Origin of the sequence: Geobacillus sp. PK12 (assembly GCF_004123125.1) — a bacterium.
Classification (GTDB): Bacteria; Bacillota; Bacilli; order Bacillales; family Anoxybacillaceae; genus Geobacillus; species Geobacillus zalihae.
On sequence record NZ_SDKL01000002.1, the window covers coordinates 47,675 to 61,036 of the forward strand.

Sequence of the window (13,362 nt, forward strand, 5' to 3'; positions counted from 1 at the left end):
AAAGGCCGACTTTCCCGAGGCGGGAAAATCGGCTCCGTTTACTGGCCGGCTTCGTACGGCGGCTCTTCTTTGACAAGATCGCGCGCTTCCTCCATGTTGACGTCATCGCCGTGGCCGTACACAGCACCTCCGGCCATCCCTTCGTTGATCATGCGGTCGATGTCCATATAGTATTCATCGCGCCCTTCGTACAATGAATCCCGGCGCTTGGCTTCATTTCGTTCCATCATCTCGCTCCTTCCTCTCATCGTTTTTCCTAAAGTTTGTCCAAAAGAGGCATACGCTATCCATGCCATTCATATGGATGAAAGAGGACAAGCGGCAAGAAAGGGGCGGCACGCGATGATCATGCTGATCAAAAAATTGCTCGAAACAACCGCCGCGGCGGAAGAAAAAGCCCGGCAGCTCGCTGAGATGGAAACGGATGAGGCATGGGCGGTCTATTTGGCTGAAGCCGAGCGGCAGCGTAAACTTTGGCAATACGTGCATTATTTAGTTGCTGGGGCTAACGCCGACGGTCGAGCGGAAAGAGAGCAAAGCAAAGCAGGCGCACCTCGTTGTGATCTCTTGCAAGCCATGGCGGCGGCTGAGTGGGAAAAAGCGATGTTATGCCAGAACGTCTGCCAAAGCTTAAATGGAGCCGCCAAACAAGCGGTTGATGCTGTGTTCCGCCAGGCGCTTCGCTACAGCGGCCAGTTTCTCGCTATGGCGTACGATGAGCGAGCTCGGCAAACAGCTGATTGAGCCTCTCGAGCCGCCGCGTTTCGATCTCCGGCTCATCAAACACCATCGGCTTGGCGTTGATTTCATAAATGTAAAGCTCGCGTTCGCTTCCGACGCCGATGTCGGCGGAAAACTCGCCGACAAAGCCAAACCGTTCGCCAAGGCGTGCGCCGCTCAAGGCAATAAGCCGCTCGAGCGCCGCTTCATCGATGCGTTCCTTGACTTCTTTGTACGGGAGGATGGTTCCGCCATGAAACACATGGGTCGTCACTGACTCGACGTCGGCCGAACGAACACCGATGCCGGTGATCGTATGGCGGCCGTTGTGCCAATGGGCGAGCACGCGCAAATCGTAGCGGCGTCCATTCCACTCGTCCGTTTCAGCCAATGCTTGGGCGATGTAGCGGCCGGACTGAATGAGTGATGCGAGCGCATCGAGCGAGCAGAACCGTTTTTGGCCGCCCGGATATTCGCAAATGGCTTCCGTCTCCGACAAGGCGGTGAGACGAAACAGCCCCATTCCTCTGGCGCCGTCATCCCGCTTCAAGTAAATGCAGCTGTATTGGCGGAGCCAAGCGCGAAGATCGGCCGCTGTTTGGACAGGCGCCGTCGGCAATAGATGCGGCCAGAGCCGGCGGTCGGACCGCAGCGCGTCATAAACGTCCGATTTGCGGAAAAAAGAGCGGTTGACAAGTGGAACGCCATGGGCGCTCAACTGGGCAGCCGCCGTTTGAAACGGCTCGCTTTCTTCTTCTTCGCGGCTTTTTACTCGATTGTAGACGACATCGGGCAGTGGAGCGGCCGCTTCGATGAAACGATGAATCGTCGGAACGAATACATATCCGGAGACCGTTTTCTCTCCGATGCCGGCGGCCGCACTGACGACGGAGATGCCGCCGGCTTTGTGGATGGAGCGGATGACGGTTTCAAGCCACGGCTTTTTCCCAGCCAGCAAAGCGGAAAGGGACGAGGCGCTGACCAGCACGCCGACGAGCGGTCCCACCCGTCCATATTGCTCGCTTACGGGAAAGACGAGATCGGGAAGGACAGCGGCGGGAGCAACCCAGCCGCTGCCGAATCGATAAGGGCTGCCCGGACTGTTGCACACCCACTCCCCGATGTCAGGACGGTAGCCGATCGTCAGCATGGCCAAAGCGCCTCGGGTTCGGTGATGGCTGTTTTGCTGAGGTGGACGGCGTAAGCGAGCGGCAACCGCGCTGTTCGTTCGTCTGCGTCCTTTAATTTTGGATGCTTAAAAATCGACCGTCCGGGTTTGGAATTGGCTTCAAACATCCAAATCCTTCCTTGTTGGTCAACACCAAGGTCAAAACCGATTTCGCCGATCAACGTTTCTGATGCTTCATCAAGGCAACGGCTGAGCGTAAGGGCGGCGTCAGAAAGACGGGCAAGCATGATTTCGCGCTCGACGGCATCCGGGAAAATTTCTTCCAGCGTTTTGACGATGCCTCCGCTGTTCATATGGGTCGTGATGCTTTGTTTTCCAGCAATTTTGGCGGCGATGGCGCTCACTTGCCATATGCCGTGTTCGTTTTTGTTAACGTGAACGCGGAAATCAGCCGGTCGGCCGTTGACGGCAAGAAGCGGAACCGCTTGTTGGATGACATAGCGGTGAAGCGGCGCATGGGCGAGCAAATGATGCCACACCGCCATGGCGGTCGGAAACAGCACTGTTTGGATTTCTCCGCTTTCATCGCGGAACCGGCATTCATAGGCGTTTTTTTTCGCTACATGATAAATGCCGCGGCCGAGGCTGCCGTCGGCCGGCTTGATGTACGCTTCACGGTAGCGGGCAAGAAACTGCTCAATGGTGTGCTGCGTCACGTGGGCGGACGTCGCCGGCAAATACGGCTGCGCCTTCGGATGAAGAGCGAGCCGGCGGTAAATGTCCCATTTGTTGAAAAAACACCCGTTAAAGATCGGGATGCCGTAGGTGGTTTGCAACGTCTTCGTCATCGTTTGAAACGCTTCCTCCTTTTCGACGCGCCGGTTTGGCAGCCGGTTGTAAACGACATTCGGCAACGGCACCGTATGGCGTTCCCAGCCGCGCTCCGTGTAAAAATAGCCGTTCGTCATGCCGTTTTCCCAGTCAATATGGGGCGCGCCAAACAAAAAGGCAAATCCGCCGACTTGCTTTTCTTGCGCCAGCAGCTTGGCAAAAAAGAAGCTCCGGCTGCCGACCGGGCGGTGGAGCGACTTTGTGAATCCGGCGGTCAAAATGCCGACAAGCGGCCCGAAGTGAACAGCTTCATCGGTCAAAAAGACATGAACGTCAGCGGCAAATGGGATCGACAAGCATCGGGCAACGTCATGCGACACAATCACACGGTCGACAAGACGGGGGGAAGAAATGACCCGGCATGGGGTGACAAGGCTGCCGAACGCGGCTGATGTTTGCCTAGATGCTTGGAGCGTGGCGGGAAGAATCACTGTATTTGTTTGTTTTTCGTCAATGATCAACGTGTAGGTCATTGGCTTTTTCCCCCTCTGGCCAAAAACAAGCAATACCGAAGCGGCGCTTCGTACAGTTCGTTTTGTTGCTCCGGGGGCAGAAGATGCGCCACTTTTCTCCCCGGCTTGGAATTGACATCCAAAATCCACACCGCCCCGTTGTCGGTCGCACCAAGATCCAAGCCGATTTCAAACAAAGGTCCGAACATGTGATCTATATAAACTGGCAGCGTGCGGATGATCGTCTCAACGCCATCGAGCACGAAGAGACGTTTTGAAGAGGAAAGGCGGTCGAGCCACTCGGAAAACGGACGAATGTCCGCGCCGGCGCAGACGTTGGCCACCCATGCCCCCGGTCGGCCGACTCGCACGGCCCGCACCCGCTCCACCCAGTGTCCGTTTTCATCCTTTTGCAAAAGAATGCGGAGGTCAAACGGTTCACCCTCCGGGGTCGATAGCTGAAGCAATGGCTGCAGGACATACTCGCCGCGGCGGCTCCAAGAGGCGAGGAGTTGTTCCAGCTCGCTTCGGCGGGCAATGACGGCCTGTTCTTGACCGTGACTGTCTTGGACGGACAGCGCCTTCCCTTTCTTTTGAAAGATGCCAATACCGCGTCCCCCGGAGCCGTGCACCGGCTTGGCGATGGCGGCTTGTTCGCGGCGGAGAAGCGCAAGCACATCATCGGCGCGCTCAAGACGGACAGTCGGAGGCACGTATGCGGACAAGAGCGGGTGAGAGGAGAGCGCTTCATATACGTCCCATTTGCCCGGCAGGCCATAGCCTAAAAACGTGAGGTCAGGTCGCTGCTTCAACCAGTTCATAATCGGTTTTGCTTTTTTGGACCGCTCATCATGGCCGTAAAAGCAGCGGTCATATAAAAATGGCGGAATGGCAAAGACGGCGTTTGTCCATTCGTTCGTTTCCTTTTGAAAGAGAAAGCCGCGGACGTTTTCCGTCTGCGGATCGATCGATAGCGGTGAAAAGCGGCAGACGGAAATGCCGTAGCGTCTGGCGCGTTTCGCCACCTCCGTGCAATACGTGTGGTCTTGCTGTTCGTCAAGGGTGACAAAACCGAGTGAAAGCAAAACGGTTCACTCCTTTTCTTCCATCAATGTCAAACTATAGTCGATGATCGCCTTCGCCGACGGGCGGACCGATTGGTAGGAAGCGGCCATATCCGTCTGTTTCGACGGCTTCGTATTCACCTCGATGATCCACGGCTGGCCATGGATGTCAATGGCAAGATCAACGCCAAACTCTCCATACAGTCCTTCCGCTTCCGAGGCGAGAACGGCAGCGGATTCCAGTGCGATTTCTCTCAGAAGCTGTTTTTGCTGGAACGCGTCAACTCTCGTGTACCACTTCCGCAAGACATCATTGACCGCCATGAGCTCCCCGCCGCGGGCAAGGTTGGCCACGAATTGGCCGGGCGGCGCGATGCGGGCGACGGCGGAAGTGACGCGCCAATCATGGTGGCGGACGCGATGACAAAGCAGGCGAAAATCGACCGGGCGGCCGTCGAGGGTGCGAAGTTCAAGCCCTTGTTGGATGATCATCGGCGTTCGGATTTGTTGCCGCAAAGCGGAAGCTAAAGCGTCCATCGAACGATATACGGCCGTTGAAGCGGAAGTGGAATGGCGAAGACAAATTCCGTCGTCCGAATGTTGGAGGCAGAAAATCCCTCGCCCTTGGCTGCCATAGATCGGCTTGAGAAAGACGGATGGGAAAGCGTCAAGGAACGCCTCAAGCGTATGTTGACCGCTCCAGAGCGCCGTTTTCGGCAAGTGCGGGTGCAAGTACTCGTGCCGCTCAAAATGGCAGTGCACTTCCCATTTATGCAAAAAGCGATGGTTGAACATCATCCCGTTTTCTTCGGCAAGCCGGGCGAGCAGCTCGGCAAACAAAGGGGAGCGTTCGAGCTTGCGCGAGTGAAGGCGATTGTAAACGACATCGGCTGGAGGCACGTCCCGCTTGCCCCATCCGCTTTCGGTCCACTGATAGCCGACTCCCTCTAAGTAAAGCGCCGGCGAGGATACGTAAAAAAAGAGACCACGCTTTCTAGCATATGCCGCCAATTCCTCGCAAAAATGATGGATGGATCCAAAGGCAGCCCGTTCACTTGTTTCATTGATTTCCGTCAGCACAGCCATCGTTCGTTGTTTGCTCATCGCAGTCCCTCATTTGCGCATTCGTCAGGCAAGCTCTATAATGAACAATTAGGCAAACGTTTATATCGCCATCGTATGATGACGGACGCCGTTTGGTGACAGCGGCGGGGACGGAAGGAGAAGAGGATGGAAACGTTCGTTTATTTGCTGTTTATGGTGGCGGTCGGGGCGCTCATTGGCGGGGTGACGAATTTGATCGCCATCGTGATGCTGTTTCGCCCATATGAGCCGATGTACGTGTTTGGCAAACGGCTGCCGTTTACGCCGGGATTGATTCCAAAGCGGCGGCGGGAGCTGGCCGAACAGCTCGGGAAAACGGTCGTGGAGCATTTGGTGACGCCGGAAGGATTGCGGCGCAAACTCATGGATCCGTCCTTTACGGCCGAGATGGCCGAGTGGGGGCGGGAATGGCTTCGAAAGTGGCTTGCGCGCAAAGAAACGCCGGCTGAGTTGCTTGAACGCCTCGGTATTCGCTCTCCCGCCGAGCGGCTCGAAGCGATGGCGGCCGAGCAAGCTGAGCGAGCGTACGAACGGTGGAGCGAAACGTGGCGTCTGCGGCCGATACGCGATGTATTGCCAGCGGAGTTGAAGCAGACGATGGAAGCGCGCGTCGAAAGTCTAGCGGGTTATTTGGCCGACAGGACGCTTGACTACTTTCGCAGCGAGGAGGGAAAGCAGCAGATTTCCAGCATGATCGAGCGTTTTTTCCAAGAGCGCGGGATGGTTGGAAATATGCTGCAGATGCTGCTTGGCAATGTCCATTTCGTCGATAAGGTGCAGGCGGAGCTCGGTAAATTTTTGCGCCATGCTGGCACAAGAGAGGTGCTCTCCCGCCTTCTTTGGACGGAGTGGAACAAATGGTTGGACTATCCGCTCGCAACCGTGGAAGAGATGATCGGCCGCCGGCGCATCGATGAAGCGGTGCGGTCGGCTGTCCGCCGCTTGGTGCAAAGCGGCGGATGGCTGAACCGTCCGCTTGCCGAACTGCTCGCCCCATACGAACAGCCCTTGTTTGGTCGTCTCATCCCGCAGGCGGCGGAAGCAGCCAGCCGCCTGCTTAGCGGCAAGATTGAGGCAATCGTGGCGCAGCTTGGGCTTGAAGATATCGTCCGTGAACAAGTAGAGTCATTTTCGTTGCAACGGTTGGAAGCGATCATTTTATCGATCGCCCGCCGTGAACTAAAGATGATTACGTATTTGGGCGCCTTGCTTGGCGGGCTGATCGGCGCCGTTCAAGGCGTCATTGGCTTATGGCTGTAGGCTGTGGCATATCGCCGTCAGATGGCGCATACGTTAGAACGTGAACGATATTCGTATAGGAGGCTCTTTTTATGTCTGAACCCCTTCATGCGCTCGCTAGACAGCTTGAGCAGGCGATTCGGGCGAGCGAGCCGTTTCAGCAGCTGAAACGGGCATACGAAGATGTCCGCCGAGATGAAATCGCCTATCGAATGTTCGCGAATGTCCGCGACATCCAGCTTCGGCTCCATGAAAAACAGATGCGCGGGGCGGCCATTTTGCCTGATGAAATCGAACAGGCGCAAAAGGCGATGGCGCTCGCCCAGCAAAACGAGAAACTCGCCCGCCTGATGGCGCTCGAGCAGCAAATGAGCATAACCATTGCCGAGGTTCAGCAAATCGCCATGAAGCCGCTTGAGGAGTTGCACCGTTCATTCATGGAAGGAAGATAGGAAAAACACCCGGTCGGGTGTTCTTTTTTTGTCCGTTTCGTCATAGTCATGAAAATGATAAGGAATGCAAAGCCGCCGCCAGCTTGCTGGCGGCGGCAAGAGAGGTTGAGACGGACAAAAGGGGGAGACAGCCGTGTATAAGCTGTTGGCGCTCAACATTGACGGAACGATTTTAAAAAACAACGGCCGCCTGCCGCGCGAAACGAAAGAGGCGGTCGACTATGTGAAGAAAAAAGGAGTTTATGTTACGTTAATCACGAGCCGCAATTTGCTTTCCGCCCGCAAAGTGGCGAAAGCGCTGCGGCTTGATGGGATGCTCATTGCATTCCAAGGAGCGATGATTGCCAGAACGCTTGATGATAGGCTGTTTGACGCCGTGATCCCTGAGGAGCGGACGTTTAATATCGTGCAAATTTTGGAAAACTTCAACTGCAACATCCGCCTCATGCATGAGCGGTATTCGCTCGGCAATCGGAAGAAAGTGAAGAAAAACCTTGTCGTGCAAACGGTTCTCTCCTCAAGCGACCCGTTTTTCTATCCGACCCAATTTGTCGACTCGCTTGGCGACGTGTTGATGGACGAACCGATCGCTGTGCCGAAAATTGATGTATATTTTGCTACAGACGAAGAGAGGGATGCAGCGGCCGCTTTATTGACGAAATCGATTCCGTCCATTGATATGATTATGCAGCCAAACGGAAAAATGGAAATTGTCCCGCAAGGAGTGTCTAAACTAGCGGGGTTGCGCCGGTTGGCTCAACATATCGGCGTATCGTTGAAAGAAACGGTGATGATCGGTGACGGCCTTGACGATTTGCCGGCGATTGAAGCGGCTGGGCTCGGCGTCGCCATGGGGAACGCGCCGCTTGAGGTGAAGCGGGCGGCCGACTGGGTGACGCGTTCGAACGAACAGCTCGGCGTCGCCTACATGGTGAAAGAACATTTCCGCAAACAGCAACGGATCGAGTTTTTGCAAAAACTCAAAACGAAACAGTAAGAAGCTTGAGCGGGGAGCGAACCGTGAGCGGACAACTGGCGCTTGCCGTTTTCACGAAAATCATAAAAATGAGGCCGGAGCGAATGCCCGGCTTTTTTAATCTAGTTGGCCGGGCGGGAGTCATTTCCATAAAGTCGGTGGCAAAGGTGCATTCTTCCGCTTGACGAAGGAAACAGCCGTTCAGTACACTGAAAGAAGTTTGAAAGAAAAGGTGATGAACGTGCGGATCGAAATTCAAGGACTGCCGCATCCGGAACGGTTTCAGCGCCCGCTCGAAGTGATGACCGAGCTGTTCTTCGAAGCGCCGGAGCTGTCGTTCGCGCCGCTTCCCGAGGCCGATATGGCCGCTATGTTTTCCGTCAAGGAAGACGGGTGCATCGCTGTTTCTGGGACGCTTCTCGACAAGACGTCCGGGCGCGTGGAGGAAGCGCGTCATGAATGCAGCACGCCGGCGGATGCTGACGGGAAAACGTACGAAAAACAGCTGAAAAACGCCGTTTTGCATGTCTATTTGACGTTGCTTGAGCGTTCTACCGGCCTCATTCAGCCGTGGGGCGTGCTGACCGGCGTGCGTCCGGTCAAGCTGCTTCATCAGCTTTTGCGCTCAGGCCTTTCGAAAGAAGAGGCGCACCGGAAGCTGGCTGAAGAGTATTTAGTGACAAACGAAAAAATCGAATTGATGCAAGCGATCGTGGACCGCCAGCTCACGGTCGTGCCGGATTTGTACGATTTGGCCCACGAAGTGAGCATCTATATCGGCATTCCATTTTGCCCAACGAAATGCGCCTATTGCACATTTCCGGCGTACGCCATCAACGGCCGCCAAGGGTCGGTCGACGCCTTTTTGGCCGGCCTTCATTACGAAATGGAGGCGGTCGGCCGCTTTTTGCGCGAGCGCGGCATCCGCATCACAACGATTTACTACGGCGGCGGGACGCCGACGAGCATTACGGCCGACGAGATGGACCGGCTGTACGCTCATATGTATGACGTATTTCCAGACGTCGACCGCGTCCGCGAAATCACGGTCGAAGCCGGGCGTCCGGATACGATTACGCCGGAGAAGCTCGAAGTGTTGAAAAAATGGCGGATCGACCGCATCAGCATTAACCCGCAATCCTACATTCAGGAGACGTTAAAAGCGATCGGGCGCCATCATACCGTTGAAGAAACGATTGAGAAGTTCCACTTGGCGCGGCAGATGGGGATGAACAACATCAACATGGACTTAATCATCGGACTGCCGGGCGAGGGGCTGCCGGAGTTTGTGTATACGCTTGAACAGACGGAACGGCTTCTGCCCGAGTCGCTGACCGTTCATACGCTGTCGTTCAAGCGGGCGTCGGAAATGACAAAGAACAAACAAAAGTACAAAGTCGCCAGCCGCGAGGAAGTGCAGGCGATGATGAAGGCGGCCCAAGAATGGACAAAGGAACACGGTTATGTCCCTTACTATTTGTATCGACAAAAAAACATTCTCGGCAACCTTGAAAACGTCGGCTACGCGCTGCCGGGGAATGAGAGCATCTACAACATCATGATTATGGAAGAGCAACAGTCGATCATCGGCCTTGGCTGCGGGGCATCAAGCAAATTCGTTGATCCGAAAACGCGGAAAATCACCCGCCAGGCGAACCCAAAAGAGCCGAAAGTGTACAACGAGCATTTCGCCGAATATACGGAAGAGAAAATCAATATATTAAAGGAAATATTTGGATAAATAACAACATCCCGGGAACAACCCCGGGGTGTTTTGATTAGCGGTGAAATAAAATGAGCTTGCCGCTGGCATTGACGCAACGGTGTGTTTTGTCCCAACAGCCGCGCTCGCGCAGCTTTTGTTCACCGATTTTTTTCGCTTCTTCATCATTGGCGGCTTCAAACGTTTCATCGAGCAATTTTTCCCCGTCGCGCTCAAACGCGGTCAACGTATACGTCGGCATGTCACCATCTCCTTTCGCTGAATCATCATTCATTTCTCTTTCATTTAGAGGTTGAATCGACAAATTCCTGCTTTTATCTGAAACTTTTTTTAAGATTGTACGTTTTAATAATGTGGGTGGAAAATTTGTTTTACGTTGGGGGAATGTGGATGAGTTTAGAGATCATTGAGGTGACGAAACGGTTTGGTCAGGCGACGGCCGTCGACCATTTAACGTTGACGGTTCCAGAAGGGGAGATGTTCGGATTGCTTGGGGCGAACGGAGCGGGAAAAACGACGACCTTTCGCATGATTTTAGGCCTTCTGCTCCCGACGGAAGGGGTGATCCGTTGGCAAGGCGAACCAATTGATGACTCGAAAAGCCATCTGATCGGCTATTTGCCGGAAGAGCGCGGGTTGTACCCGAAGCTGAAAGTGCAAGAGCAGCTTCTGTATTTAGGGCGGTTGCGCGGAATGAAAAAGACGGATCTTCTTCCGGAAATCGACCGCTGGCTCGAGCGCTTCCATATCCGCGATTACGCCCACAAGCGGGTGGAGGAGCTGTCGAAAGGCAACCAGCAAAAAATCCAGTTTATCGCTGCTGTGCTTCATCGACCGAAGCTATTAATCTTGGATGAGCCATTCAGCGGTCTTGATCCGGTGAATGTTGAACTGTTGAAAGAAGCGGTGCTTGATTTAAAACGGAACGGCACGACCATTGTCTTCTCGAGTCATCGGATGGAACATGTGGAAGAGCTGTGCGAACATGTCTGCATTTTGCGCCGCGGCCGCGCGGTGGTGGCTGGAGCGCTGCGTGAACTGAAACGCTCGTTTGGCAAACAAATACTTGTTATTCAAGGCGACGGGCCGTTTGAAGAATTGGCGCGGTTTCCTGGCGTTTTGCAGTGGAAGAGGACGGCGGAAGGGGTGCGGCTGCAAATCGCCAATGAGGAGACGGCACAAGCGATACTCGGTCATATAGCAGGAAAATTCGCGGTTCGTCTGTTTGCCTTGGAGGAACCGTCTCTGAATGATATCTTTATTGAAAAAGTAGGTGCGGCGTATGAATAAGTTTTTCCTTGTGGCGGTACATACGTATCAGACGAAGCTGAAGGCGAAAGCATTTTTGGTGACCACTGCCATCACTTGCCTGTTGATCATCGGGGTGGCCAACATTCAGCCGATCATTGAGTTTTTCACCGGTGATGAAAAGCCTCATGTCGCGGTCATTGACCGCACGGGATCTTTGTACGGTCCGCTTGAGAAGCAGGCAAACCATAATCAAATCGCGTTGACAAAAATTACGGATATGGAAAACGAAGCGAAAGAAGCAGTCAAAGAAGGCAAATGGGACGGATTGCTCGTATTGTCCAGGGATGCGGAAGGATTGCCGGAAGCGGTGTATTATGCCAATACGATTGTGGACAATCAGACGCCTGAGGAGCTGGAACGAGCGCTGAGCCAGCTGAAAACAGCGCTTTCAGCCGCTAAGCTTGGCCTGACGGATGAACAAATGGCGGAGCTTTACAAACCTGTTCCGTTCCAAAAGGTGGCATTGGAAAAAAACGCGAAGACGGAAGAGGAGTTGAACCAAGCGCGCGCTCTTGTTTATGTCCTTCTTTTCGCGATGTATATGTTCGTTTTGATGTATGGCGGCATGATCGCGACGGAGGTGGCGACGGAAAAATCGTCGCGCGTGATGGAAATTTTAGTGTCAAGCGTCCCGCCGGTCCAACAGCTGTTTGGCAAAATCATCGGCGTTGCGCTTGTCAGCTTGACGCAATTTTTCGTGTTTTTCGCCGTTGCGTTCGCCGCGTTAAAAACGAGCGGGCAGGAAGTGTGGCGTTTCCTCGGATTGGACCACCTGCCGGCCTCGATCTTTGTGTATGCACTCGTTTTTTTCTTGCTCGGTTACCTCTTGTACGCGGTGCTGTTTGCCGTGCTCGGTTCGCTCGTCAGCCGGGTTGAGGACGTGCAGCCGGCGATTACGCCGGTCATGATGTTGGTTGTCGCTGCCTTTATGATCGCGATGTTTGGCTTGAATGCCCCAGAGTCGGCGTTCGTGACCGGCGCTTCGTTCGTTCCTTTTTTCGCGCCGATGCTCATGTTTTTGCGCATCGGCCTCGTGTCCGTGCCGGGGTGGGAAGTGGCGCTTTGCCTTGTGCTTTTGGTGGCGACGATTGTTTTGCTGATCTATTTTGGCGCCAAAGTGTATCGAGGCGGCGTGCTGATGTATGGACGAATGAACATTTTCAAGGATATAAAACAGGCCATCCAGCTGACAAAAAAATAAACAGCGTGACGGGACGTTTGGGCTAATGTTCCCTTGCCGTTTCGGCAAGGCTTTCTTTTTGCCCTTTGCCCGTTATGATATACTAGAAAGTACGTACAGAGAAACGGAGGAGAACGAAGTGGCGAAAGGCATCATCCATTATGAGGTTGGGGAACAAGTTGATCTCTTTTTGCTCATCAAATCCGCAACGAAAGGCATCGCCAGCAACGGCAAGCCGTTCTTGACGTTGATTTTGCAAGATAAAAGCGGCGACATTGAAGCCAAACTGTGGGATGTCTCGCCGGATGACGAAGAGCGGTATGTGCCGGAGTGCATCGTCAAAGTGGCGGGAGACATCCATAACTACCGCGGCAAATTGCAGTTGCGCATCCGTTCGATCCGTCCTGCTCATCCGGGCGATGCGGTGCGCATCGATGACTTTTTGGAGACGGCTCCGCTCGGGCGCGAGGAAATGAAGGCGAAAGTGATGGAATACATATTTGCGATGGAAAATCCAAACATCCAGCGCATTACCCGCTATTTGTTGAAAAAATACGAAAAGGCGTTTTTTGAGTACCCAGCGGCGACGAAAAACCATCATGAATTCATCTCCGGACTGGCGTATCATGTCGTGTCGATGCTTGAACTCGCCAAGGCGCTCGTCCATCTCTATCCGTCGCTCAATAAAGACTTGCTTTATGCCGGCGTCATTTTGCATGACCTTGGCAAAGTGATGGAATTATCTGGTCCGGTATCGACGGCGTATACGCTTGAAGGGAATTTGCTCGGACACATTTCGATCATGGTGAGCGAGATCAGCAAGGCGGCGGAACAGCTCGGCATTCAAGGTGAAGAAGTTGTCATTTTGCAGCATCTTGTGCTCGCGCATCATGGCAAGGCGGAATGGGGCAGCCCGAAGCCGCCGCTTGTCAAAGAAGCCGAGGTGCTTCATTACATTGACAATTTGGATGCGAAAATTACGATGATCGACCGCGCGCTTGAGAAAGTGAAACCAGGTGAATTCACTGAACGCGTCTTTGCCCTTGACAACCGCTCGTTTTACAAACCGGCGTTTTTGTCTGTTTCAAAGCCAAAAAACGCGGGTAGTAAAGAGTAAGGGG

The 13,362-nt window shown here is 54.1% G+C and carries 14 protein-coding genes; 8 read left to right on the top strand and 6 right to left on the bottom strand.

Translation table 11 applies throughout. From position 1 onward, the window contains the following. Positions 1-38: 38 nt before the first annotated feature. Entirely contained in the window at positions 39-227 is a 189-nt protein-coding gene (locus ETR37_RS00640; protein WP_015374020.1) for a hypothetical protein, read from the bottom strand. Positions 228-342: 115 nt separating this feature from the next. Between ETR37_RS00640 and ETR37_RS00645 the strand changes: the two genes are divergently transcribed. Then, positions 343-744: a hypothetical protein gene (locus tag ETR37_RS00645; protein WP_011230138.1), complete on the top strand. Its 402-nt coding sequence runs from the start codon at positions 343-345 to the stop codon at positions 742-744. Here ETR37_RS00645 and ETR37_RS00650 read toward each other — a convergent pair. The 4 genes from ETR37_RS00650 to ETR37_RS00665 are packed head-to-tail and all read right to left on the bottom strand — an operon-like array spanning position 704 to position 5,360. Further along, positions 704-1,870, bottom strand: coding sequence for a YheC/YheD family endospore coat-associated protein (locus ETR37_RS00650; protein ID WP_081132734.1), 1,167 nt, complete (start codon positions 1,868-1,870; stop codon positions 704-706). The two genes, ETR37_RS00645 and ETR37_RS00650, sit on opposite strands and share 41 nt — an antisense overlap. Next, positions 1,864-3,213 (bottom strand): YheC/YheD family endospore coat-associated protein, encoded by a 1,350-nt coding sequence (locus ETR37_RS00655; protein WP_015374022.1) that lies wholly within the window; start codon positions 3,211-3,213, stop codon positions 1,864-1,866. Before ETR37_RS00655 ends, ETR37_RS00650 begins: the two co-directional genes overlap by 7 nt. Continuing rightward, positions 3,210-4,277, bottom strand: coding sequence for a YheC/YheD family endospore coat-associated protein (locus tag ETR37_RS00660; RefSeq protein ID WP_129446776.1), 1,068 nt, complete (start codon positions 4,275-4,277; stop codon positions 3,210-3,212). The genes ETR37_RS00655 and ETR37_RS00660 overlap by 4 nt, the downstream gene beginning before the upstream one ends. 6 nt (positions 4,278-4,283) lie before the next feature. Continuing rightward, complete coding sequence (locus tag ETR37_RS00665) at positions 4,284-5,360, bottom strand: YheC/YheD family endospore coat-associated protein (RefSeq protein WP_015374024.1); 1,077 nt, start codon at positions 5,358-5,360, stop codon at positions 4,284-4,286. Positions 5,361-5,486: 126 nt separating this feature from the next. On the opposite strand from ETR37_RS00665, the gene ETR37_RS00670 reads away from it, so the two are divergent. The 4 genes from ETR37_RS00670 to ETR37_RS00690 all read left to right on the top strand — a co-directional run bounded on the left by ETR37_RS00670 (position 5,487) and on the right by ETR37_RS00690 (position 9,768). After that, positions 5,487-6,620, top strand: a complete 1,134-nt coding sequence (locus ETR37_RS00670) for a DUF445 domain-containing protein (RefSeq protein ID WP_015374025.1) — start codon at positions 5,487-5,489, stop codon at positions 6,618-6,620. 71 nt (positions 6,621-6,691) lie between these two features. Next, positions 6,692-7,051, top strand: a complete 360-nt coding sequence (locus tag ETR37_RS00675; RefSeq protein WP_013146245.1) for a YlbF/YmcA family competence regulator — start codon at positions 6,692-6,694, stop codon at positions 7,049-7,051. Positions 7,052-7,184: 133 nt separating this feature from the next. After that, a complete protein-coding gene (locus tag ETR37_RS00680; protein WP_015374026.1) occupies positions 7,185-8,048 on the top strand; it encodes a Cof-type HAD-IIB family hydrolase in 864 nt (287 codons plus the stop codon). Between the two features lie 214 nt (positions 8,049-8,262). Beyond that, positions 8,263-9,768 carry a coproporphyrinogen III oxidase gene (locus ETR37_RS00690; protein ID WP_129446777.1) on the top strand — a complete coding sequence of 502 codons (1,506 nt, stop codon included), beginning with the start codon at positions 8,263-8,265 and terminating at the stop codon, positions 9,766-9,768. 37 nt (positions 9,769-9,805) lie between these two features. Here ETR37_RS00690 and ETR37_RS00695 read toward each other — a convergent pair whose 3' ends face one another. Continuing rightward, positions 9,806-9,991: a YhzD family protein gene (locus tag ETR37_RS00695; RefSeq protein ID WP_015374028.1), complete on the bottom strand. Its 186-nt coding sequence runs from the start codon at positions 9,989-9,991 to the stop codon at positions 9,806-9,808. A gap of 149 nt (positions 9,992-10,140) precedes the next feature. Here ETR37_RS00695 and ETR37_RS00700 point away from each other — a divergent pair, with 149 nt between their 5' ends. From ETR37_RS00700 to yhaM, 3 genes are all read left to right on the top strand, one after another. Next, positions 10,141-11,040, top strand: a complete 900-nt coding sequence (locus ETR37_RS00700) for an ABC transporter ATP-binding protein (protein WP_060788464.1) — start codon at positions 10,141-10,143, stop codon at positions 11,038-11,040. Continuing rightward, on the top strand, positions 11,033-12,262 hold the full coding sequence (locus ETR37_RS00705; RefSeq protein ID WP_129446778.1) for an ABC transporter permease: 1,230 nt from the start codon (positions 11,033-11,035) through the stop codon (positions 12,260-12,262). The genes ETR37_RS00700 and ETR37_RS00705 overlap by 8 nt, the downstream gene beginning before the upstream one ends. A gap of 118 nt (positions 12,263-12,380) precedes the next feature. Further along, the gene (yhaM, locus tag ETR37_RS00710; RefSeq protein WP_033005724.1) at positions 12,381-13,358 is read left to right on the top strand and encodes a 3'-5' exoribonuclease YhaM; all 978 of its coding nucleotides are present in this window, start codon (positions 12,381-12,383) and stop codon (positions 13,356-13,358) included. The last annotated feature ends 4 nt before the right edge of the window (positions 13,359-13,362 follow it).